The following is a 20,789-nucleotide window of genomic DNA, read 5'->3' on the forward strand; positions in this document are numbered from 1 at the left end:
CCACTAAATTTGTGCGAAAAACGAGCAAGCACAAAAATCAAACAATATCCGTCACTTATAAAAATCCTGACAAATCATAGATATACCCACTAAGGGGTAGGTGAAGGCGTATTTGATTTGCATCAATAAGTGCCCCTGCTGAATCGTTAAGGTAGGCAGTAATAGAAAAGAAATCGAGGCAAAAATGAGCAAAGTCAGACTCGCTATCATCGGTAACGGCATGGTCGGCCACCGCTTTATTGAGGATCTTCTCGATAAAGCCGATGCTGAGCAGTTCGATATTACCGTGTTCTGTGAAGAACCCCGCAAGGCGTACGACCGTGTGCACTTGTCTTCCTACTTCTCTCACCATACCGCCGAAGAGCTCTCTCTGGTGCGTGAAGGGTTCTACGAGAAGCATGGCGTAAAAGTGCTGGTGGGCGAACGCGCTATCACCATCAACCGTCAGGAGAAAGTGATCCACTCCAGCGCCGGACGTACGGTTTTTTACGATAAGCTGATCATGGCGACGGGCTCGTATCCGTGGATCCCGCCTATTAAAGGGTCGGAAACCCAGGATTGCTTCGTTTACCGTACCATTGAAGACCTCAACGCCATTGAATCCTGCGCACGTCGAAGCAAACGCGGCGCGGTTGTCGGCGGTGGTCTGCTGGGTCTGGAAGCGGCAGGCGCGCTGAAAAACCTCGGCGTTGAAACCCACGTCATCGAATTTGCCCCGATGCTGATGGCGGAACAGCTGGACCATATGGGTGGCGACCAGCTACGCCGTAAAATCGAAAGCATGGGCGTGAAGGTTCACACCAGCAAGAACACCAAAGAGATCGTGCAGGAAGGCACCGAAGCGCGTAAAACCATGCGCTTTGCAGACGGCAGCGAGCTGGAAGTGGATTTCATCGTCTTCTCCACCGGTATTCGCCCGCGCGATAAGCTGGCCACCCAGTGCGGTCTGGCCGTTGCGCAGCGCGGCGGGATCATGATCAACGATACCTGCCAGACCTCCGATCCGGATATCTACGCCATCGGCGAATGCGCCAGCTGGAATAACCGCGTATACGGTCTGGTTGCACCAGGGTACAAAATGGCGCAGGTCGCCGTTGACCATATCCTCGGCAGCGAAAACGCCTTCACCGGCGCAGACATGAGCGCCAAGCTGAAGCTGCTGGGCGTGGACGTGGGCGGTATTGGTGATGCGCATGGCCGCACCCCGAACTCCCGCAGCTATGTTTATCTGGACGAAAGCAAAGAAGTCTACAAACGTCTCATCGTCAGCCAGGACAACAAAACCCTGCTCGGGGCGGTGCTGGTGGGTGATACCAGCGACTTCGGTAACCTGCTCCAGCTGGTGCTGAACGCCATTGAGCTGCCGGAGAACCCGGACGCGCTAATCCTCCCGGCGCACGCCTCCAGCGGTAAGCCATCCATCGGCGTGGATAAACTGCCGGACAGCGCGCAGATTTGCTCCTGCTTCGACGTGACCAAAGGCATGCTGATCTCCGCCATTAACAAAGGCTGCCACACCGTTGCGGCGCTGAAGGCGGAAACCAAAGCCGGGACCGGCTGCGGCGGCTGTATTCCTCTGGTCACTCAGGTGCTGAACGCCGAGCTGGCAAAACAGGGCATTGAAGTGAACAACAACCTGTGCGAGCACTTCGCTTACTCTCGCCAGGAGCTGTATCACCTGATCCGCGTGGAAGGCATTAAGTCCTTCGACGAACTGCTGGAGAAACACGGCCAGGGCTATGGCTGTGAAGTATGTAAGCCTACCGTCGGTTCCCTGCTGGCGTCCTGCTGGAACGAATATGTGCTCAAACCAGAACACACTCCGCTTCAGGACACCAACGATAACTTCCTGGCCAATATTCAGAAAGACGGGACTTACTCGGTGATCCCGCGTTCTGCCGGAGGGGAGATTACCCCGGAAGGGCTGGTCGCCGTGGGCCGTATCGCCCGTGAGTTTAACCTGTACACCAAAATCACCGGCTCCCAGCGTATCGGCCTGTTCGGTGCGCAGAAAGATGACCTGCCGGAAATCTGGCGTCAGCTGATTGAAGCGGGCTTTGAAACCGGTCACGCGTACGCCAAGGCGCTGCGCATGGCGAAAACCTGCGTGGGCAGCACCTGGTGCCGCTACGGCGTGGGCGACAGCGTGGGCTTCGGCGTAGAGCTGGAAAACCGCTACAAAGGCATCCGTACGCCGCACAAAATGAAGTTCGGCGTCTCAGGGTGTACCCGTGAATGTGCGGAAGCACAGGGGAAAGATGTGGGTATCATTGCCACGGAGAAAGGCTGGAACCTGTACGTGTGCGGTAACGGCGGGATGAAACCTCGCCACGCGGATCTGCTGGCCGCCGATCTCGATCGCGATACGCTGATCAAATACCTCGACCGCTTCATGATGTTCTACATTCGTACCGCCGATAAGCTGACCCGTACCGCGTCCTGGCTGGATAATCTCGAAGGCGGCATCGACTACCTGAAGTCGGTCATTATCGACGACAAGCTGGGTCTGAATGAACAGCTGGAATCCGAGATGACTCGCCTGCGCGAGGCGGTGATCTGCGAGTGGACCGAAACCGTGAACACGCCAGCAGCGCAGACGCGCTTCAAACACTTTATCAACAGCACCCAGCGCGACCCGAACGTGCAGGTGGTGCCGGAGCGCGAACAGCATCGTCCAGCGACCCCGTATGAACGTATTCCGGTGATGCTGGTGGAGGAAAACGCATGAGCCAGTGGGTAAACATCTGCAATATTAACGACATTCTGCCAGCAACCGGCGTCTGTGCCCTGCTGGGCAACGAGCAGGTGGCGATTTTCCGCCCTCGCCACGATGAACAGGTCTATGCCATCAGCAATATCGACCCGTTCTTCGAGGCCAGCGTGCTCTCCCGCGGTCTGATTGCGGAGCACCAGGGCGAGCTGTGGGTTGCCAGCCCGCTGAAAAAGCAGCGCTTCCGCTTAACCGACGGACTCTGCATGGAAGATGAAAGCTTCTCGGTCAAACACTACGACGTCCGCGTGAAGGACGGCGAGGTGCAGCTGAAAGCGTAACCCCTCGCCTTTTCAATAGGAAAGGCTTATGACCCCTTATGGGTAACGGCAGGAAAAACCGTATGTTCTGTACGATTCCTGCTGTTATCCTGACGTCAATTCTTCCCCCGCCATGAATGCTGTGAGGTAACGTCGTGGATCACCTGCCGATTTTTTGTCAATTACGCAACCGCGACTGCCTGCTCGTGGGCGGCGGCGATGTGGCTGAACGCAAGGCACGCCTGCTGTTAGAGGCGGGTGCCCGGCTGACCGTCAACGCCCTCACCTTTGCCCCACAGTTTGACGTCTGGGCGCAGGAAGGGATGCTCACCCAGGTGCAGGGCGAATTTGATGAATCCCTGCTGGATACCTGCTGGCTGACCATCGCCGCAACGGATAACGATGACGTTAACCAGCGCGTCAGCGACGCCTGCGAAGCGCGCCGCATCTTCTGTAACGTTGTGGATGCGCCGAAAGAGGCGAGCTTTATCATGCCGTCGATTATTGACCGTTCACCGCTGATGATTGCGGTGTCGTCCGGCGGGCGCTCGCCCGTTCTTGCCCGTCTGCTGCGGGAAAAACTGGAAGCCGTGCTGCCGCAGCATCTTGGTCAGATTGCCCAATACGCCGGGGAGCTGCGCTCCCGCGTGAAGCAAACCTTCGCAACCGTGGGCGAACGCCGTCGCTTCTGGGAGAAGTTCTTTGTCAACGACAGGCTGGCGCAGTCCCTTGCCAATCAGGACACCAAAGCCGTTGAAGAGACGACCGAACAGCTCCTGAGCGAGCCGCTGGACCATCGCGGTGAAGTGGTGCTGGTGGGCGCAGGTCCCGGCGATGCGGGCCTGCTGACGCTGAAGGGTCTCCAGCAGATCCAGCAGGCGGACATCGTGGTGTATGACCGTCTGGTCTCTGATGACATCATGAATCTGGTGCGCCGCGATGCTGACCGCGTGTTCGTCGGCAAACGGGCAGGTTATCACTGCGTGCCGCAGGAGGAGATCAATCAGATCCTGCTGCGGGAAGCGCAAAAAGGAAAGCGCGTGGTGCGCCTGAAGGGTGGCGATCCGTTTATCTTTGGTCGTGGCGGCGAAGAGCTGGAAACCCTGTGCAACGCGGGTATTCCGTTCTCCGTGGTGCCGGGCATTACGGCGGCGTCCGGCTGTTCTGCCTATTCCGGCATTCCGTTAACCCATCGCGACTATGCCCAGAGCGTGCGCCTGGTGACGGGCCACCTGAAAACCGGCAGCGAACTGGACTGGCATAATCTGGCCGCTGAAAAGCAGACGCTGGTGTTCTATATGGGGCTAAATCAGGCAGCCACGATCCAGGCGAAACTGCTGGAGCACGGCATGGAAGCAGATATGCCGGTCGCGCTGGTGGAAAACGGCACCGCCATTACGCAGCGCGTGGTCGATGGCGTGCTGACGCAGCTGGGCGAGCTGGCGCAGCAGGTTGAAAGCCCGGCGCTGATCGTGGTGGGTCGCGTGGTAGCCCTGCGCGAAAAACTGAACTGGTTCTCCAGCCACTAACGCATAATCTCTCCCGGGAGTAGTCTTTAAGCGGACTACTCCCTTCTTACCTCAGTCGATAACATACCGCCCGCATAATGGAACTTTTCCATTTATTCCCTCGTGTTACATCCAATTTTCGATTTATTGACAAGGAATGCGTATGTTCAAACTGGCAAAAGCTGCCGTTCTGGTCGGCCTGTTATCAACTCTGACGGCCTGCACCGGTCACGTTCAAAATACTAAAAATAATTGCAGCTACGATTACCTGCTTCACCCGGCGATCTCCATTTCGAAGATCATCGGCGGTTGCGGCCCGGCGGCACAGCAGTAAGCGTTTTTCAGGCGTAAAAAAACCGGGGATGTCCCGGTTTTTTTGTTTCGTCAGTTTTGTCGGGTGGCGGCTCCGCCTTACCCGACCTGCACGGTCCCGTAGGCCGGGTAAGCGTAAGCGCCACCCGACAAAGCGGCTTAAGGTTTCGCCACAAACCCAATCGCGTCGTACACCGCTTTCAGAGTTTCGGAGGCGCGCGCGCTGGCTTTTTCCGCGCCCTCTTTCATCACTTTTTGCAGGAAAGCTTCGTCGTTACGGTAACGGTGATAGCGCTCCTGCAACTCGGTCAGCATGCCGGAAACGGCGTCTGCCACTTCGCCTTTCAGGTGGCCGTACATCTTGCCTTCAAAGTGTTTTTCCAGCTCAGGGATGCTCTGTCCGGTCACACCGGAGAGAATGTCCAGCAGGTTAGACACGCCCGCTTTGTTCTGCACGTCGTAGCGCACCACTGGCGGCTCGTCGGAGTCGGTCACCGCACGCTTGAGCTTTTTCACCACCGATTTCGGATCTTCCAGCAGGCCGATAACGTTGTTGCGGTTATCGTCAGACTTGGACATCTTTTTGGTCGGCTCCAGCAGCGACATCACGCGCGCGCCGGATTTCGGAATAAACGGCTCAGGCACTTTGAACACGTCACCGTAAAGCGCATTGAAGCGCTGGGCAATATCGCGGCTCAGCTCCAGGTGCTGCTTCTGGTCTTCACCCACCGGCACCTGGTTGGTCTGGTACAGCAGAATGTCGGCCGCCATCAGCACCGGATAGTCAAACAGACCGGCGTTGATGTTTTCAGAGTAGCGGGCAGACTTATCCTTGAACTGGGTCATGCGGCTCAGCTCGCCGAAATAGGTGTAGCAGTTCAGCGCCCAGCCCAGCTGCGCGTGCTCTGGCACGTGAGACTGAACGAAAATGGTGCTCTTCTCTGGATCGATACCGCACGCCAGGTACAGCGCCAGCGTATCAAGTGTTGCTTTGCGCAGCTTCTCGGGATCCTGACGCGCGGTGATAGCATGCAAATCCACGATGCAGTAAATGCAGTGGTAGTCATCCTGCATGCTCACCCACTGACGTAACGCACCCATGTAGTTACCAATGGTCAGTTCACCTGAAGGCTGTGCGCCACTAAAAACGATGGGCTTAGTCATTATTCAATTCCTGATGTTCACTGTGCGAGAGCCCGAGTGCGGGCAACAAATCTTTGAAGTGGTCGAACACAACGTCCGGCTCACTCAGCGTAATGGCTTCACCGTAGTTGTAGCCGTAGGTCAACCCAACCGACGGGCAACCTGCCGCTCTGGCAGCCAGAATATCATTGCGGGAATCCCCGACAAAGAGCAGCTCCGCAGGCGCTAAGGATAATTTTCCTGCCACCAGCAATAGCGGTTCCGGATGCGGCTTTTTATTCTGCACGTCATCGCCGCCCACAATTACGGAGAAGTATTTCGCGATATCCAGCGCTTCCAGCAGAGGCGCAACGAACGGTGTCGGCTTGTTAGTCACCAGTCCCAGCGGGATGCCTTTGGCATGTAGCGCACTCAGCGTTTCAGCGACATCCGGGAACAGGAAGCTACCCTCTTCGACGGTCTCTTCGTAGAAACGGTCGAACAGTTTGCGCAGAATACGCTGCTGCTCATCCTGGGGAATATCCGCGTGGTCAACACTCGGTTTACCTTGCGCGGAACGCTGAGAGGCACGCTCCTGACGAGCCCAGGACAGCGCGCGCTCCATCAGCACGTCTGCACCGTTACCAATCCACGTCACCACGCGCTCTTCGCCTGCAACGGGGAGTTCAAGGGCATACAGCGCCTGATCGACGGCGCGGGTTAATCCTGGCGCGCTGTCGACCAGCGTGCCGTCGAGGTCAAATGCTACACCCCGAATAGCCTGCAATTTATCCATGACTTACCTTCGCCAGTTCACGGCGCATTTCATCAATGACTTTTTTGTAATCCGGTTGATCGAAGATGGCGGAGCCTGCAACGAACATATCCGCCCCTGCCGCCGCAATCTCACCGATATTATTGACCTTCACGCCGCCGTCCACTTCCAGACGAATATCATAGCCAGACTCATCAATACGGCGGCGCACTTCACGCAGTTTGTCGAGGGTCTGAGGGATAAATGACTGACCACCAAAGCCTGGGTTGACGGACATCAGCAGGATCACGTCCAGCTTGTCCATCACGTAGTCGAGATAGCTCAGCGGGGTCGCCGGGTTAAAGACCAGTCCCGCCTTACAGCCGTTCTCTTTGATCAGCTGTAGCGTGCGGTCAACGTGTTCGGAGGCTTCCGGGTGGAAAGTGATGATGCTGGCACCCGCCGCGGCGAAATCAGGCACGATGCGGTCAACCGGTTTCACCATCAGATGCACGTCAATGGGCGCGGTGATCCCGTAGTTACGCAGTGCTTTAAGCACCATCGGACCGATGGTCAGGTTGGGAACGTAGTGGTTATCCATAACGTCGAAATGGACGACATCCGCGCCAGCCGCGAGAGCTTTGGCAGTGTCTTCACCCAGGCGGGCAAAATCGGCCGACAGAATTGAGGGGGCAATCAAAAACTGTTTCATCCGCATCTCCTTGAAATGTGTTTACCGGCGGGCAAAGGCTCAGGGTCGATAAAGCGCCAGAAGTTCGTCCACCTTTTTACGTGTGCCGCCGTTGCTGCTAATGCTACGCCGCACTTTTACCTGAAAATGCTTCGCGGCTTTGTACCATTCGCGCGTATCAGGCGTGTCGTGATTCGAAATTAACACCGGAATTCTTTTGCTGACCAGCTTTTCCGCCATCTCAGCCAGACGAGCCTGCTCGGCCGGGCTGAAGCTATTGGTGTGGTAGGCGGTGAAATTTGCCGTGGCAGACAGCGGCGCGTAAGGCGGGTCGCAGTAGACCACCGAGTTTACGCCCGCCAGATCCATGCACTCTTCATAGGAGAGACAGTAGAACTCGGCATTCTGCGCTTTTTCAGCAAAGTGATACAGTTCGTCCTGTGGGAAATAGGGACGCTTATAGCGGCCAAACGGCACGTTAAACTCGCCACGCAGATTATACCGGCACAGACCGTTGTAACCATGGCGGTTGAGATAAAGAAACAACAGCGCGCGACGGAACGGATCCTGGCTTTGATTAAACTCAGCGCGGAACTGATAGTAGACGTCCGGGTTGTTGTTCTCTGGCGTAAACAGCTTCCGCGCCTCTTCCACATACTCATCGGTACGCAGTTTGACGATGTTATAGAGGCTGATAAGGTCGCTGTTGATATCCGCCAGGATATAACGAGAAAAATCGGTATTCAGGAACACCGATCCAGCACCCACAAAGGGCTCGATAAGACACTCGCCTTTCGGCAGGTGCTTTTTAATATCGTCGAGCAGGGGGTATTTCCCCCCTGCCCATTTCAGAAAAGCGCGATTTTTTTTCATGCTGACTAACTGATTACACCTTCTCCGGCTGTGGAGAAAGCTCCGACAGCATCCTGCGCTTTAAACATTACTTCAGATCGGCCTGCACCTGATGAATCGGCTTCGCCCACGGGTTTTTCGCCTGCACGTCGGCTGGCAGCGTGGAAACGGCACGTTTTGCTTCATCTTTGGAAGCATAAATACCACTCACCAGCACATACCACGGTTGACCGTTACGGGTCGTCTGATAAACCACGTAGTTTTTCAGATTCGATTTCTTCGCCCAGGCGTTGAGGTTGTCATAGTTAGACGAACTGCTCAGCTGAAGGGTGTAGTTGCTGGAAGAGGCCGACTGCAAAGAACCCACGTTGCCCGTCGTTTTACCTGATGCAGCGCCCGTTTTGGCTGCGGGAGCCGCAGGTGTTGTTGCAGCAGGCGCGGTTGTGGTCGCCGTTGCTTTCGGTGCAGTGGTTGCCGCAGGCGTTGGCGCTTTAACCGGCTGGGTCACTGCAGGTTTGGTCTGCGCTGGCGCTTTCGTTTCTGGCGCTTTTGCCACGGTTTGCGGTTTCGTCTCACGCTTCGGCTCAATCACAGCCTGCTTACGCTCCTGGCGTGGCGCAGTCTGCGTCTGGCGCGGTTTGGTTTCCGTTGTCGCCGTTTGCTGCTGGGCATTGCTGCCATGAACTGGCGCAACGGTGGCTGGTTCAGTTGGCAGCGTGGAGTTCACCACGGCAGCGTTAACCTGCTCCTGATTCTGCGACTGCATCAGCGCATTGTTCAGATCGCCCTGAACTTCAACACGCTGCTGACCTTCAGGCGTCGCAGGCGCCTGGCCCTGAGTCGGGGTCGCAGAGACAGGCGGCAGAGAGATATCCTGGCCAGCGCTGGTGTTACCTGCGGTCTGCTCTGCGGAAGTGGTGCCCGGCGCAGGCTGAGCGCCATTCGCCTGGTTGCTCGCATCGTTACCAGACAGGTCGATGCTCTTCTCGGCAGACGCCGTCTGCTCGGTAGAATTGGTAGAAGGTGCTTTTAGCGCGGACCCAATGCCGACAATCAGCAAGACCAGCACCAGAACGCCAAGGCCCATCATGATGTACTGACGGGAGGCCGGTTTTGCCGCTACCGCTTTTTTACGTTTGCGCGGACGACGTTCAACAGGCTGTTCATCCATTAACTCTTCTTCGGATTCATACTCCTCGTCTTCTCGCTCATTTCGCGCGTTACGGCTACGCGAAGGGCGACGATCGTCTGCATCCAGTTCGACATCGTCAAAATTGATCTGCGGCTCGTTATCACGTTCTGAAGATTGACGAGAACGACCAGTACGACGATCGCTGGGATCGGGTTTCAGCTCGTCTTCTGGTTTGAATTCATCCATTTAACACCCCACTCAAAGGCTTCTGCCAACGACTCTGCATTTACCTGAAGCTAAAACGACCACCTGTTACAGCGGTCTGACCTTTCTAGTTGTTACGCCTGCTGACAATCAGCAATAGCGCCAAGTACGACTTCGTGCGGCACTCCGCCGCGCACTTCACTTTTCCCTATTGCAAGCGGGAGTACCAGACGCATCTCACCTGCCAATACTTTTTTATCGCGCATCATGTGGGGAAGGTACGCCTGCGCAGACATTTCCTGCGGACCACTCACCGGCAAGCCAGCACGTTTAAGCAACGCGATGATACGTGCTGTCTCTTCCGGCCTGAACTGCCCCAGACGTTCAGAGGCTCGCGCCGCCATAACCATTCCGGCAGCGACAGCTTCACCGTGAAGCCAGTTACCGTAGCCCATTTCGGCTTCGATCGCATGACCAAACGTATGCCCCAGATTCAGTAAAGCACGTAAGCCGGTTTCACGCTCATCTGCGGCAACGACTTCTGCTTTCAGCTCACAACAACGGCGAATACAGTAGGCCATTGCCTGCCCGTCGAGGCGCAGCAGCGCATCCATATTCTCTTCCAGCCAGGTGAAGAATTCCCCGTCAAGAATAATGCCGTATTTGATCACTTCTGCAAGGCCGGACGCCAGTTCGCGCGCTGGCAAGGTTTTCAGACAGTCGAGATCCACCACCACCGAGGCAGGCTGGTAGAACGCGCCAATCATGTTTTTGCCGAGCGGATGGTTAACCGCCGTTTTACCGCCCACAGAAGAATCGACCTGTGAGAGCAACGTGGTTGGAATTTGAATAAAGCGCACGCCGCGCTGATAGCTGGCGGCTGCAAAACCGGTCAGATCGCCCACAACGCCGCCGCCCAGGGCAAGCAGTGTTGTATCACGACCGTGCGGTTTTTGCAGAAGTGCGGTAAAGACGGTATCCAGTACCGTCAGGCTTTTGTACTGCTCGCCATCGGGCAGAATCACACTGTCGACCTTCACGCCCGCCTGCTCAAGCAGCTGACGTACACGGTCGAGATAAAGCGGAGCCAGCGTCTCGTTGGTGACCAGCATCGCCTGATCACCCGCTTTCAGTGGTAAGAAGGAAGCTGGGTCGTTAAACAAACCAGCCGCGATGGTGATAGGGTAACTACGTTCCCCGAGAGTAACTGTAATCCTCTCCATGACGCGACATCCACCTTAAATGCTTTTACCCGCAGGCGAGTGTATATAAAGCCAGAATCAGTTGCTTTCCAGCATATGAATAATCTGGTTTGCAACCACTTTAGCGCTTTGATCGTCAGTACGAATGGTCACATCAGCAATCTCTTCGTACAGAGGATTGCGTTCATCGGCCAAAGCTTCCAGAACTTCACGTGGCGGTGTTTCAACCTGCAACAACGGGCGCTTTTTATCACGCTGCGTGCGTGCCAGCTGTTTTTCGATGGTCGTCTCAAGATAGACCACTACGCCACGGGCGGAGAGACGGTTGCGGGTTTCGCGAGATTTTACAGAGCCGCCGCCAGTTGCCAGCACAATGCCCTGTTTTTCCGTGAGTTCGTTGATCACTTTTTCTTCTCGGTCACGGAAACCTTCTTCGCCTTCTACGTCGAAGACCCAGCCCACATCCGCTCCGGTTCGTTTCTCAATCTCTTGATCAGAATCGTAAAATTCCATATTGAGTTGTTGAGCTAACTGACGCCCAATAGTGCTTTTGCCGGCACCCATAGGCCCAACCAGAAAGATATTGCGTTTCTCTGCCATTTTTTCGGTACTACTAAGACTATTCGTTAATGGTAATCCCCGCTGCGCAGACACCCGGCGTAGCAGGACATGAACTGAAACCTCATTTGCAATAGAGCGAGAGTCAGACGAAAAATTATCTCAATACTCCGGCTTGTTTGGCAACTGATTAAATCACCGTTCCCGGCGCATAAGGAAATAAGACGTAAGTCCAACTCAAATCGGTACTCCTTGTATGCTAATTCATGCCCCACGTCAAACATCTGCAACAAACTGAATGCAAAATCATTGCGGGGATCGTTACCCATTAATGAATACTGACCAGACGTGGCGTGATAAACACCACTAACTCGCGCCGTTCGTTATCTTTTCCGTCATGGCGGAACAGCTGACCCAGCCACGGAATGTTGCCCAGCACGGGCACGCTGTCGCGTCCGGTTTTATTCTTTTGCGAAAAGATCCCGCCCAGCGCGAGCGTTTCCCCACTTTTTACCTCTACCTGCGTTTCGATCTCCTGCTTATCGATCGCCAGCGTTTCGCCGTCTGCCTGTTGCAGCACCTGGCCGGGCATATTTTCACTGATATGCAGTTTCAGGCGCACGCGACCACCCGGCAGGACCACCGGCGTGACCTCCATGCCTAATACCGCCTCTTTAAATTCAACGGATGTCGCCCCGCTCTCGCCGCTGGAAACCTGATACGGAATTTCGCTGCCCTGCTTGATGCTGGCCGGCTGCATGTGCGACGCCAGCAGCCGCGGGCTGGCGATGATATCCACCTGCTGCTTTTGCTCAAGCGCCGACAACTCAAGATCCAGCATCCTGCCGTTGATGCGCCCGATGTTAAACCCTGCGTGAGTGGTTGCACTGGCCACCGACAGGTCCGCCCCCAGCGTCGTGACCTGACCCACCTTACCGGCCTCCGTTGCGTCAGCGAGGTTCCATTTCACCCCCAGTTCACGCAGGCTTTTTTCACTGATGGTCACAATCTGCGCCGCCAGTTCCACCTGCTCGACGGGCAGATCCATCTGCACAGCCCAGCGCTGGAGCATATCCACCACCGTCTGGTTATCCCTGACCAGGAAACGGTTGGTGCGCTTGTCGACGGAGAGACTGCCTTTCGGGCTTAAGAGCTTTTCCGCCGCTTTTTGCAATTCGGCCGCATCCGCATAAGCAAACGGAATGCTGTGAGAGTGCAGTGGGGCGTCAAGCAGACGCTGGGCCCGCTCCTGCTCTTTACGCGTCTGTTGCTCCCGTTGCCAGGCCGCCGTATGCACATAAAAAATGCCGCCCTCTTCCCGCAATACCAGCCCGGCGCTGTTCACGACCGTCTGAAGCGCCTGCCTCCAGGGCACCCGCGTTAAATTCAGCGAAAGCGAACCGCTGACATCCGGCGACACCACCAGATTGCGATCCTCCTGCGCTACCAGCGCCTGTAATATCTGCACCACCGGAACATCATCCACCAGCAGGGTGACCGGTTTTGGCGTCGCGGCCCACAGGGGCTGGCTGAGTGCCGCCAGTAACAGCCCTATCCTTATCTTCACTTTTTTTCGTTCCTTCTCGTTGCCATGTCCATCGCTTCGGCTCGCACATGTCGCCGACATCAACGGTCAGTTGTTGGTTATCTATCGCGCTCACCTGCCAGCCTGTCGGTAACAGCATCTGCGTTTTTACCCGGTGCCAGCGTTTCTGCCCGTCCTGCATAAGGCCGATATCCCTGCTGCCGCTGACTACCCCCTGATACCGCCACTGGCTGAGTTGCCCGGCTGCGCAACGCTCTTCCGGTACAGAGAAGGGATCCCGCATCCCGGTCAGGAAAAGCGGAGAAAGCAGGATCAGCAAACGGGCTTTACTGCGCATGACCGATCTCCAGTTGCAGGCTGAGGCGTAACTGTTTGCCCTGTGGGGTGATGGAAAACGCACTCACCCGCGCGTTCTCAAGCGCCAGCCGGGAAAAGAGCGCCGGAACCGCGCCCCAGGAGGCATCCAGCGCCAGCTCTCCCCCACTCTGCTGCGGCTTCCAGTACACCAGCCTTGCGTCCTCACGCTGAAAAGCCAGGGGAGAAAAGGGCTGCGAGGGCGTCACTTGCGTAACCACTGCTCGCCGTCCGGCCTCTGGCCACAGCGAGGCGTTGATTCGCTTCGCACTGATGGCCTGCGCCTGAATATCGGTGTAGCGCAGAGCTGCGGGCCTGAGCAGCAGTCCCCAAATTGCCCACGCAACAAGCCCCGATGCGATCAACCAGCAAAGGACGCGCCGGGAAGGACGTGCATCAGTCCAGCGTTGATACCAGATACCCACGGGCTACCTCCGGCTATGCAGTTGAAAAGAGAACATCCATCGCCCCTGGCTATCCTGTTGCATTTCGCCTGCCGGTCCGGGGTTAAATCCCGTCACCCTTTTCAGGGCATCGGTCATGGCGGTGAGCGCTGGCAGTGAGGTGGTATAGCCGGTCAGGGTCAGCGAGGGTGGCTGATAACGCAGCGCCGTTAGCCACGCCTGCCGGGGCATTGCGCTGGCAAGGGACTCCAGCGCAGGTTGCCAGGCCGGATCAAACGGCAGCGAAGGGGTTTTCTGCCCCGCTGACTGCGGCTGACGGGCTCTCAATACTTTCTGTACCGCACGTGTCCCCGCCAGTTCGCTCTGCAACGCCTGCAATGCGAGAGTCTGCGTCGCCCGCAGGCTGATACTCCCCGCCAGCATCACCAGCCATGAGCCAGCAAACAGCAGCCCCCAGAAACGCAGGCGCTGATTACGTTGCTGCCGACGCCAGGGTAAAAGATTGGGCATGCTCATTACGGCGCCTCGCTCATGGCCAGCGCCAGGGCGACGGTGTAATCAGCACCGCATTCCGGCAGCGGCGGCTGGCACAGCGTCACCGCTTCCCAGGGATCGCGGGCAGCATCAAACACGGCGATATCAGAAGGAGAAAGCGCAAGCAGCGCCGCCAGTTCATTCACCGTCGCCGCTTCTGTGGTGTAGCGCCGCCCCCACTGGTGACGCATCGCCCATAGCCACTGGTGTTGATCTCTCCAGGCGACGCACCGGGCGGGGGCAACAGCAGAGAGAAGATTAGCCAGCGCGCCGGCATCCGGGGCGATTGCTGCCAGACGCAAACGCAGCGCGTTCGCCAGCGTCAACAGGGTATCGACCTCTCTGTTTTGCGCTGCGGTAACCTGAAAAGTGTTGCTGAACGTATCATGCGCGTAGTCAAAGCAGAGCGTATCGGCGGGCATCTCCAGCTCACGCGCTAATGCGGCGCCTACCCAGGTGAGCTGTTCGCTGTCACGCAAGGTAACGGATGGACGAGGCAACGCGCGTTGCAGAACGCGCGTCGCCGGAAATGAGAGAAATACCCGATGCGAGTGCGGCAATGTTTTCCGCCAGCCACGTAATGCGTTAACCAGCTGTTCTGGCTTAAGTATTTTGCCTTCCCCGATAACGCCGTCCGACAGCGGCACCGCCCACCAGCGCCGTAAACGCCATCCGGCCCGCTCTCTGGTCAGCGCTACCGCAACCACCTTATCCTGTTGAATATGAACGCCTGTTTGCCACGTTTTAAAAGCCATGCTTCACGATCTCCTTATCGCCCGTCGGAGTGACGGCTATATCAATGAATCAGGCTTGCCTTTATACTACCGCGCGATTGTTTAGAAACTGCCCAGGCTAAACCAAATGGGAAATCTCCGGTGAAGTTCGTAAAGTATTTATTGATCCTTGCAGTCTGTTGCATTCTGCTGGGAGCAGGCTCGATTATTGGTTTGTACAAATATGTCGAGCCGCAACTCCCTGATGTCGCCACGCTTCGTGATGTGCGGCTTCAGATCCCTATGCAGGTCTATAGCGCCGATGGTGAACTGATGGCGCAATACGGCGAGAAACGTCGTATCCCTCTGACCTTAAATCAAATTCCACCCGTGATGGTGAAGGCTTTTATCGCCACCGAGGACAGCCGTTTTTACGAGCACCACGGTGTCGATCCGGTCGGTATTTTCCGTGCGGCAAGCGTGGCGCTGTTCTCCGGTCATGCCTCTCAGGGGGCAAGTACCATTACCCAGCAGCTGGCGCGTAACTTCTTCCTCAGCCCGGAAAAGACGCTGATGCGTAAGATCAAAGAGGTGTTCCTCGCGATCCGCATTGAGCAACTGCTGAGCAAAGACGAGATCCTTGAGCTTTACCTCAACAAGATCTATCTGGGCTACCGCGCCTATGGCGTAGGGGCTGCGGCTCAGGTCTATTTTGGTAAGCCGATCGATCAGCTCACGCTGAGCGAAATGGCGACCATTGCCGGCCTGCCAAAAGCGCCATCCACGTTTAACCCGCTCTACTCGCTGGACCGCGCCACCGCGCGCCGTAACGTGGTGCTGTCGCGTATGTTGAGCGAAGGCTATATCAGCCAGTCTGAGTACGATAAGGCGCGCAGCGACGTTATTGACGCCAATTACCATGCGCCGGAAATTGCTTTCTCTGCACCGTATCTCACTGAAATGGTTCGCCAGGAGATGGTGAGTCGCTACGGTGATAAAGCGTATGAAGATGGTTATCGCGTCTATACCACCGTGACCCGCAAGGTGCAGCAGGCTGCCCAGCAGGCGGTGCGTAATAACGTGATGGATTACGATATGCGTCACGGCTATCGCGGCCCGTCCAACGTGCTGTGGAAAGTGGGTGAAGGCGCATGGGACAGTAAAAAAATCACGGATTCCCTGAAAGCGCTGCCGACCTATGGCCCGCTGCGTCCGGCGGTCGTCACCCAGGCCGATCCACAGGAAGCAGTGGCGATGATGGCCGATGGCACATCCGTTTCGCTGCGCATGGAGGGTGTCCGCTGGGCGCGTCCATACCGTTCTGACACCCTTCAGGGGCCTACGCCACGTAAAGTGACCGATGTCGTACAAACCGGACAACAAATCTGGGTGCGTCAGGTCGGCGATGCCTGGTGGCTGGCGCAGGTGCCGGACGTAAACTCTGCGCTGGTCTCCATCAATCCGCAGAACGGCGCCGTGATGGCGCTGGTTGGCGGGTTCGATTTCAACCAGAGCAAATTTAACCGCGCGACCCAGGCGCTGCGTCAGGTTGGTTCGAACATCAAACCGTTCCTGTATACCGCGGCGATGGATAAGGGGCTGACTCTCGCCAGCATTCTCAACGACGTGCCAATTTCCCGCTGGGATGCCGGTGCGGGCTCTGACTGGCAGCCGAAGAACTCTCCGGCGCAATACGCTGGCCCTATCCGTCTGCGCCAGGGCCTTGGCCAGTCGAAGAACGTGGTCATGGTTCGCGCGATGCGTGCGATGGGCGTGGATTATGCGGCAGAGTATCTGCAACGCTTTGGCTTCCCGGCGCAAAACATCGTTCATACTGAATCTCTGGCGCTCGGCTCCGCGTCCTTTACGCCGCTCCAGGTTGCGCGTGGCTACTCGGTGATGGCGAACGGCGGCTTCCTGGTCGATCCGTATTTCATCAGCAAAATCGAGAACGATCAGGGCGGCGTACTATTTGAAGCGAAACCGAAAATTGCCTGCCCTGAATGCGATATTCCGGTGATTTACGGCGACACGCCAAAATCCAATGTCCTGGAAAACAAGGATATGGAAGATGTGGCGATCTCTCAGGAACGTCAGAATCTGGCGGTGCCGCAGCCTCAGCTGGAACAGGCCAATCAGGCGCTGGTCGCCCAGAGTGGCGCGCAGGAGTATGCCCCGCACGTGATCAGCACGCCGCTGTCGTTCCTGATTAAGAGCGCACTGAACACCAACATCTTTGGTGAACCGGGCTGGCAAGGCACCGGCTGGCGAGCGGGCCGCGATTTGCAGCGCCACGACATCGGCGGCAAAACCGGGACAACCAACAGTTCAAAAGATGCCTGGTTCTCAGGTTATGGCCCGGGGGTTGTCACCTCCGTCTGGATTGGTTTTGACGATCACCGCCGCGATCTGGGGCGCACGACCGCCTCTGGCGCGATTAAAGATCAGATTTCCGGTTACGAAGGCGGCGCGAAGAGTGCGCAACCTGCCTGGGATGCATACATGAAGGCCGTTCTCGAGGGCGTACCAGAGCAGCCGCTAACGCCTCCGCCGGGCGTGGTGACGGTGAATATCGACCGCAGTACCGGACAGCTCGCGAATGGCGGTAACAGCCGTGCCGAGTATTTCATCGAGGGCACTCAGCCAACCACGCAGGCAGTGCATGAGGTGGGTACGGAATTGATTGATAACGGCGAAACGCACGAGCTGTTCTGACGCCAATAAAAAAGCCGGGTGGCGACTACGCCTGACCCGGCCTACAACGTCAATGCAAAACGGCAACCTTCGGTTGCCGTTTTTAATGGTGGCGCTACAAACGTCCCTGTCCCTTCAGCCACTCCCGCACCAGGAACAGTGCGCTCACGTTGCGCGCCTCGTTAAAGTCAGGATCTTCCAGCAAATCCATCAGATGAGCCAGCGGCCAGCGAACCTGCGGTAGCGGTTCCGGCTCGTCTCCTTCCAGCGATTCAGGATAGAGATCTTCCGCGACAACGATGTTCATTTTGCTGGAGAAATAGGACGGTGCCATGCTCAGCTTTTTCAGGAACGTCAGCTCTTTCGCGCCAAAACCGACCTCTTCTTTCAGCTCCCGGTTTGCCGCTTCAAACACCGTTTCACCCGGGTCGATCAGTCCTTTGGAGAAGCCCAGCTCGTAGGATTCTGTGCCCACGGCGTATTCACGAATGAGGATCAGGTGCTCGTCGACGATGGGCACAATCATCACCGCTTCACGCGAGGAGGGGCGCATACGCTCATAAACACGACGCACACCGTTGCTGAACTCCAGATCCACGCTTTCGACATTAAACAGACGCGATTTCGCGACGGTTTCAACATTCAGAATGGTGGGCTTTTGTAAGGGTTTGGTCATCTTGACGGGTCTTTGCTGGGTGAACTGGCTTTATTGTGCGATACGCCGCACGGTTTCGGCAATGTCAATTGCTCTTTATTTACATTTATGCAACGTAACTGTAGGCGATTCTCATTTCAAAACAAATGTCAAGAGGTTGAAATGTTTCCAGGAATTTGCTGATATCGCGCCGGAACAGGCTTTGTTATCATTACCGGTCACTGGGATGCGCGTCAACATGCTCAAGTTAGACTCCATACTTGCCGATAGCCGACCACAGAATCTCATTCATTGTACAAAAGGTGCGACTGACAACACCTGTAAGAAGATAAGTAAGATGGGGAAAGCATGAGCACCATTTTGATTTTTCTCGCTGCTGTGCTGGCCTGCGCGTCGATTGCGGTGTGGGTATTCAGGCGCCGCGTACATCGCCGTTATCGGCTGCCCTTTTTGAACGCGTTCGCCGGGGCAAACACGCGCAAGCTTTCGCCAGAGGAACGCAGCACCGTTGAGCAGTATCTCGACACGCTGAACCGATCCCGGCTTTCGCCTGGCCCTACCGGTGCCAGCGCCGCCCCCGTATCGCTCAACCTTAACGCCCAAAGCGACACCGTTCTGTGCGTGACGCGCTCCATTACCCGCTACGGCATTACAACCGACGATCCCAACAAGTGGCGTTACTATCTCGACTCTGTTGAAGTGCACCTGCCTCCCTTCTGGGAGCAGTATATTAACGACGAAAACAGCGTCGAGCTCATCCATACCGATACGCTGCCGCTGGTTATCTCCCTCAATGGTCATACGCTGAGCGAATATGTTCAGGAAGCGCCACGCTTTGCGCTGGAACGCGCAAGCGGAACGCAGGCCTCTATTCGCGGTGAAGAGACTGAGCAGATCGAACTGCTGAACATCCGCCAGGAGACGCATGAAGAGTACGTCCTGAGCCGCCCGGATGGCATTCGCGAAGCGGTGTTGATTGTCGCCTCGTTCCTGCTCTTTTTCATCTGCCTGCTGACGCCGGACGTGTTTGTTCCGTGGCTCGCGGGTGGTGCAGTACTGCTTCTGGCCGCCGGGCTGTGGGGCATATTTGCTCCGCCGGCAAAAACGTCATTACGCGAAATTCACTGCCTGCGCGGAACCCCAAAACGCTGGGGACTGTTCGGTGAGAACGATCAGGAACATATCAACAATATCTCGCTCGGGATCATCGATCTTATCTATCCGCGCCACTGGCAGCCGTGGATTGCGCAGGACCTTGGCCACAAAACGGATATTGATATCTATCTCGACCGCCACGTTGTACGCCAGGGGCGCTACTTATCCCTGCACGACGAAGTGAAAAACTTCCCGCTTCAGCACTGGCTCCGCAGCGCGGTGATTGCCGGTGGCGCCGCGTTAATCTTCGTCATGCTGCTGCTCTTCGTGCCGCTGGATATGCCGATTAAATTTACCCTGTCGTGGATCAAAGGGGCGCAAACTGTGGAAGCCACCAGCGTACAGCAGCTCGAAGAAGCGGGTGTACGCGTGGGAGATACGTTGCGCCTCAAAGGCACCGGGATGTGTAATATCCACACGCCGGGCGCCTGGAACACGCGCCAGAACTCGCCGTTCGCGCCGTTCGACTGCTCTCAGATCATCTGGAATGACGCCTCTCCGCTGCCGCTGCCGGAATCGGATGTGGTCAACAAGGCCACTGCGCTCACCCAGACGATTAATCGCCAGCTCCATCCAAAACCGGATGATGATTCTCGCGTCAGCCCTGCCCTGCGTTCGGCTATTCAGAAGTCGGGCATGGTACTGCTGGATGACTTTGGCGAAATCGTCCTGAAAACAGAGGATCTCTGTTCCGCCCAGGATGACTGTATCCGGCTCAAGAACGCGCTGGTCAACCTCGGCAACAGCAAAGACTGGGACGCGCTGGTGAAACGCGCCGAAGCGGGACGCCTGGACGGTGTGAACGTGCTTCTGCGTCCGGTCAGCGCCGAGTCGCTGGATAACCTGGTGGCGACCTCTACCGCCCCCTTCGTGATGCGTGAAACCACCCGTGCTGCCCAGGCGCTTAACAGCCCGGCGCCCGGCGGTTTTGTGATTGCCAGCGATGAAGGCAGCGACCTGGTGGATCAACCTTATCCGCAGGTTTCGCTCTATGACTATCCTGCCCAGGAGCAGTGGAGCGAATTCCAGCGTCTGGCGCAGATGCTGATGCAGACGCCATTCAGCGCGGAAGGGATCGTCACCACCCTCTTTACCGACGCCAACGGCACGCGTCATATTGGCCTGCACCGTATGCCGGATAGCGCTGGCCTGTGGCGCTATATAGGGACATCCCTGCTGCTGATTGCAATGCTGGCGTGCATTGTCTGGAACGGTTATCAGGCCGTACGCCGCTATCAGCGTTCCCGCACGCGGCTGGCAGAAATCCAGGCCTACTACGAAAATTGCCTGAACCCGAAACTGATCTCCTCTTCCGAGAGCCTGATCGGATAACGTCCCTGCGCGACAAGTTGTGCTACCCTGTCGCGCA

At 56.7% G+C, this 20,789-nt stretch carries 19 protein-coding genes; 6 read left to right on the forward strand and 13 right to left on the reverse strand.

Features of this window, described 5'->3' with window-relative positions:
• Nucleotides 1–184 precede the first annotated feature (184 nt).
• From nirB to ACOTY5_RS19735, 4 genes are all read left to right on the forward strand, one after another.
• A complete protein-coding gene (nirB, locus tag ACOTY5_RS19720; RefSeq protein WP_017384160.1) occupies nt 185–2,728 on the forward strand; it encodes a nitrite reductase large subunit NirB in 2,544 nt (847 codons plus the stop codon).
• Nucleotides 2,725–3,051 (forward strand): nitrite reductase small subunit NirD, encoded by a 327-nt coding sequence (gene nirD / locus ACOTY5_RS19725; protein ID WP_015571429.1) that lies wholly within the window; start codon nt 2,725–2,727, stop codon nt 3,049–3,051. The genes nirB and nirD overlap by 4 nt, the downstream gene beginning before the upstream one ends.
• A 134-nt stretch (nt 3,052–3,185) precedes the next feature.
• On the forward strand, nt 3,186–4,559 hold the full coding sequence (cysG, locus tag ACOTY5_RS19730) for a siroheme synthase CysG (RefSeq protein WP_040118178.1): 1,374 nt from the start codon (nt 3,186–3,188) through the stop codon (nt 4,557–4,559).
• Nucleotides 4,560–4,701: 142 nt separating this feature from the next.
• The gene (locus ACOTY5_RS19735) at nt 4,702–4,872 is read left to right on the forward strand and encodes a YhfL family protein (protein WP_008503029.1); all 171 of its coding nucleotides are present in this window, start codon (nt 4,702–4,704) and stop codon (nt 4,870–4,872) included.
• Between the two features lie 137 nt (nt 4,873–5,009).
• Here ACOTY5_RS19735 and trpS read toward each other — a convergent pair whose 3' ends face one another.
• The 12 genes from trpS to pilM form a co-directional block, all read right to left on the reverse strand.
• Complete coding sequence (gene trpS, locus ACOTY5_RS19740; RefSeq protein WP_015571430.1) at nt 5,010–6,014, reverse strand: tryptophan--tRNA ligase; 1,005 nt, start codon at nt 6,012–6,014, stop codon at nt 5,010–5,012.
• Nucleotides 6,007–6,768, reverse strand: a complete 762-nt coding sequence (gene gph, locus ACOTY5_RS19745) for a phosphoglycolate phosphatase (RefSeq protein WP_015571431.1) — start codon at nt 6,766–6,768, stop codon at nt 6,007–6,009. The genes trpS and gph overlap by 8 nt, the downstream gene beginning before the upstream one ends.
• On the reverse strand, nt 6,761–7,438 hold the full coding sequence (rpe, locus tag ACOTY5_RS19750) for a ribulose-phosphate 3-epimerase (protein WP_003861634.1): 678 nt from the start codon (nt 7,436–7,438) through the stop codon (nt 6,761–6,763). Before rpe ends, gph begins: the two co-directional genes overlap by 8 nt.
• A 39-nt stretch (nt 7,439–7,477) precedes the next feature.
• Nucleotides 7,478–8,290, reverse strand: a complete 813-nt coding sequence (gene dam, locus ACOTY5_RS19755) for an adenine-specific DNA-methyltransferase (protein WP_015571432.1) — start codon at nt 8,288–8,290, stop codon at nt 7,478–7,480.
• Between the two features lie 67 nt (nt 8,291–8,357).
• The gene (damX, locus tag ACOTY5_RS19760) at nt 8,358–9,647 is read right to left on the reverse strand and encodes a cell division protein DamX (protein ID WP_045142195.1); all 1,290 of its coding nucleotides are present in this window, start codon (nt 9,645–9,647) and stop codon (nt 8,358–8,360) included.
• Nucleotides 9,648–9,739: 92 nt separating this feature from the next.
• The gene (gene aroB, locus ACOTY5_RS19765) at nt 9,740–10,828 is read right to left on the reverse strand and encodes a 3-dehydroquinate synthase (RefSeq protein WP_017693868.1); all 1,089 of its coding nucleotides are present in this window, start codon (nt 10,826–10,828) and stop codon (nt 9,740–9,742) included.
• A gap of 57 nt (nt 10,829–10,885) precedes the next feature.
• Nucleotides 10,886–11,407 (reverse strand): shikimate kinase AroK, encoded by a 522-nt coding sequence (gene aroK / locus ACOTY5_RS19770; protein WP_003861630.1) that lies wholly within the window; start codon nt 11,405–11,407, stop codon nt 10,886–10,888.
• Nucleotides 11,408–11,693: 286 nt separating this feature from the next.
• Nucleotides 11,694–12,932 (reverse strand): DNA uptake porin HofQ, encoded by a 1,239-nt coding sequence (gene hofQ / locus ACOTY5_RS19775; protein WP_032104286.1) that lies wholly within the window; start codon nt 12,930–12,932, stop codon nt 11,694–11,696.
• The gene (locus ACOTY5_RS19780; protein ID WP_040118180.1) at nt 12,844–13,248 is read right to left on the reverse strand and encodes a HofP DNA utilization family protein; all 405 of its coding nucleotides are present in this window, start codon (nt 13,246–13,248) and stop codon (nt 12,844–12,846) included. Before ACOTY5_RS19780 ends, hofQ begins: the two co-directional genes overlap by 89 nt.
• The gene (locus tag ACOTY5_RS19785; RefSeq protein ID WP_227789238.1) at nt 13,238–13,630 is read right to left on the reverse strand and encodes a DNA utilization protein HofO; all 393 of its coding nucleotides are present in this window, start codon (nt 13,628–13,630) and stop codon (nt 13,238–13,240) included. Before ACOTY5_RS19785 ends, ACOTY5_RS19780 begins: the two co-directional genes overlap by 11 nt.
• Before the next feature lie 63 nt (nt 13,631–13,693).
• Nucleotides 13,694–14,185 (reverse strand): PilN domain-containing protein, encoded by a 492-nt coding sequence (locus tag ACOTY5_RS19790; protein WP_017384154.1) that lies wholly within the window; start codon nt 14,183–14,185, stop codon nt 13,694–13,696.
• On the reverse strand, nt 14,185–14,958 hold the full coding sequence (gene pilM, locus ACOTY5_RS19795) for a pilus assembly protein PilM (RefSeq protein WP_017693865.1): 774 nt from the start codon (nt 14,956–14,958) through the stop codon (nt 14,185–14,187). The genes ACOTY5_RS19790 and pilM overlap by 1 nt, the downstream gene beginning before the upstream one ends.
• 120 nt (nt 14,959–15,078) lie before the next feature.
• Here pilM and mrcA point away from each other — a divergent pair, with 120 nt between their 5' ends.
• Nucleotides 15,079–17,631: a peptidoglycan glycosyltransferase/peptidoglycan DD-transpeptidase MrcA gene (gene mrcA / locus ACOTY5_RS19800; RefSeq protein ID WP_017693864.1), complete on the forward strand. Its 2,553-nt coding sequence runs from the start codon at nt 15,079–15,081 to the stop codon at nt 17,629–17,631.
• 94 nt (nt 17,632–17,725) lie between these two features.
• On the opposite strand, the gene nudE is transcribed toward mrcA, so the two are convergent.
• Nucleotides 17,726–18,286: an ADP compounds hydrolase NudE gene (nudE, locus tag ACOTY5_RS19805; protein ID WP_003861622.1), complete on the reverse strand. Its 561-nt coding sequence runs from the start codon at nt 18,284–18,286 to the stop codon at nt 17,726–17,728.
• Nucleotides 18,287–18,613: 327 nt separating this feature from the next.
• Here nudE and ACOTY5_RS19810 point away from each other — a divergent pair, with 327 nt between their 5' ends.
• The gene (locus ACOTY5_RS19810) at nt 18,614–20,752 is read left to right on the forward strand and encodes an intracellular growth attenuator family protein (RefSeq protein WP_017384151.1); all 2,139 of its coding nucleotides are present in this window, start codon (nt 18,614–18,616) and stop codon (nt 20,750–20,752) included.
• The last annotated feature ends 37 nt before the right edge of the window (nt 20,753–20,789 follow it).

It is taken from the genome of Enterobacter cloacae complex sp. SHL018, from assembly GCF_049237905.1.
Taxonomy (GTDB): domain Bacteria; phylum Pseudomonadota; class Gammaproteobacteria; order Enterobacterales; family Enterobacteriaceae; genus Enterobacter; species Enterobacter hormaechei_C.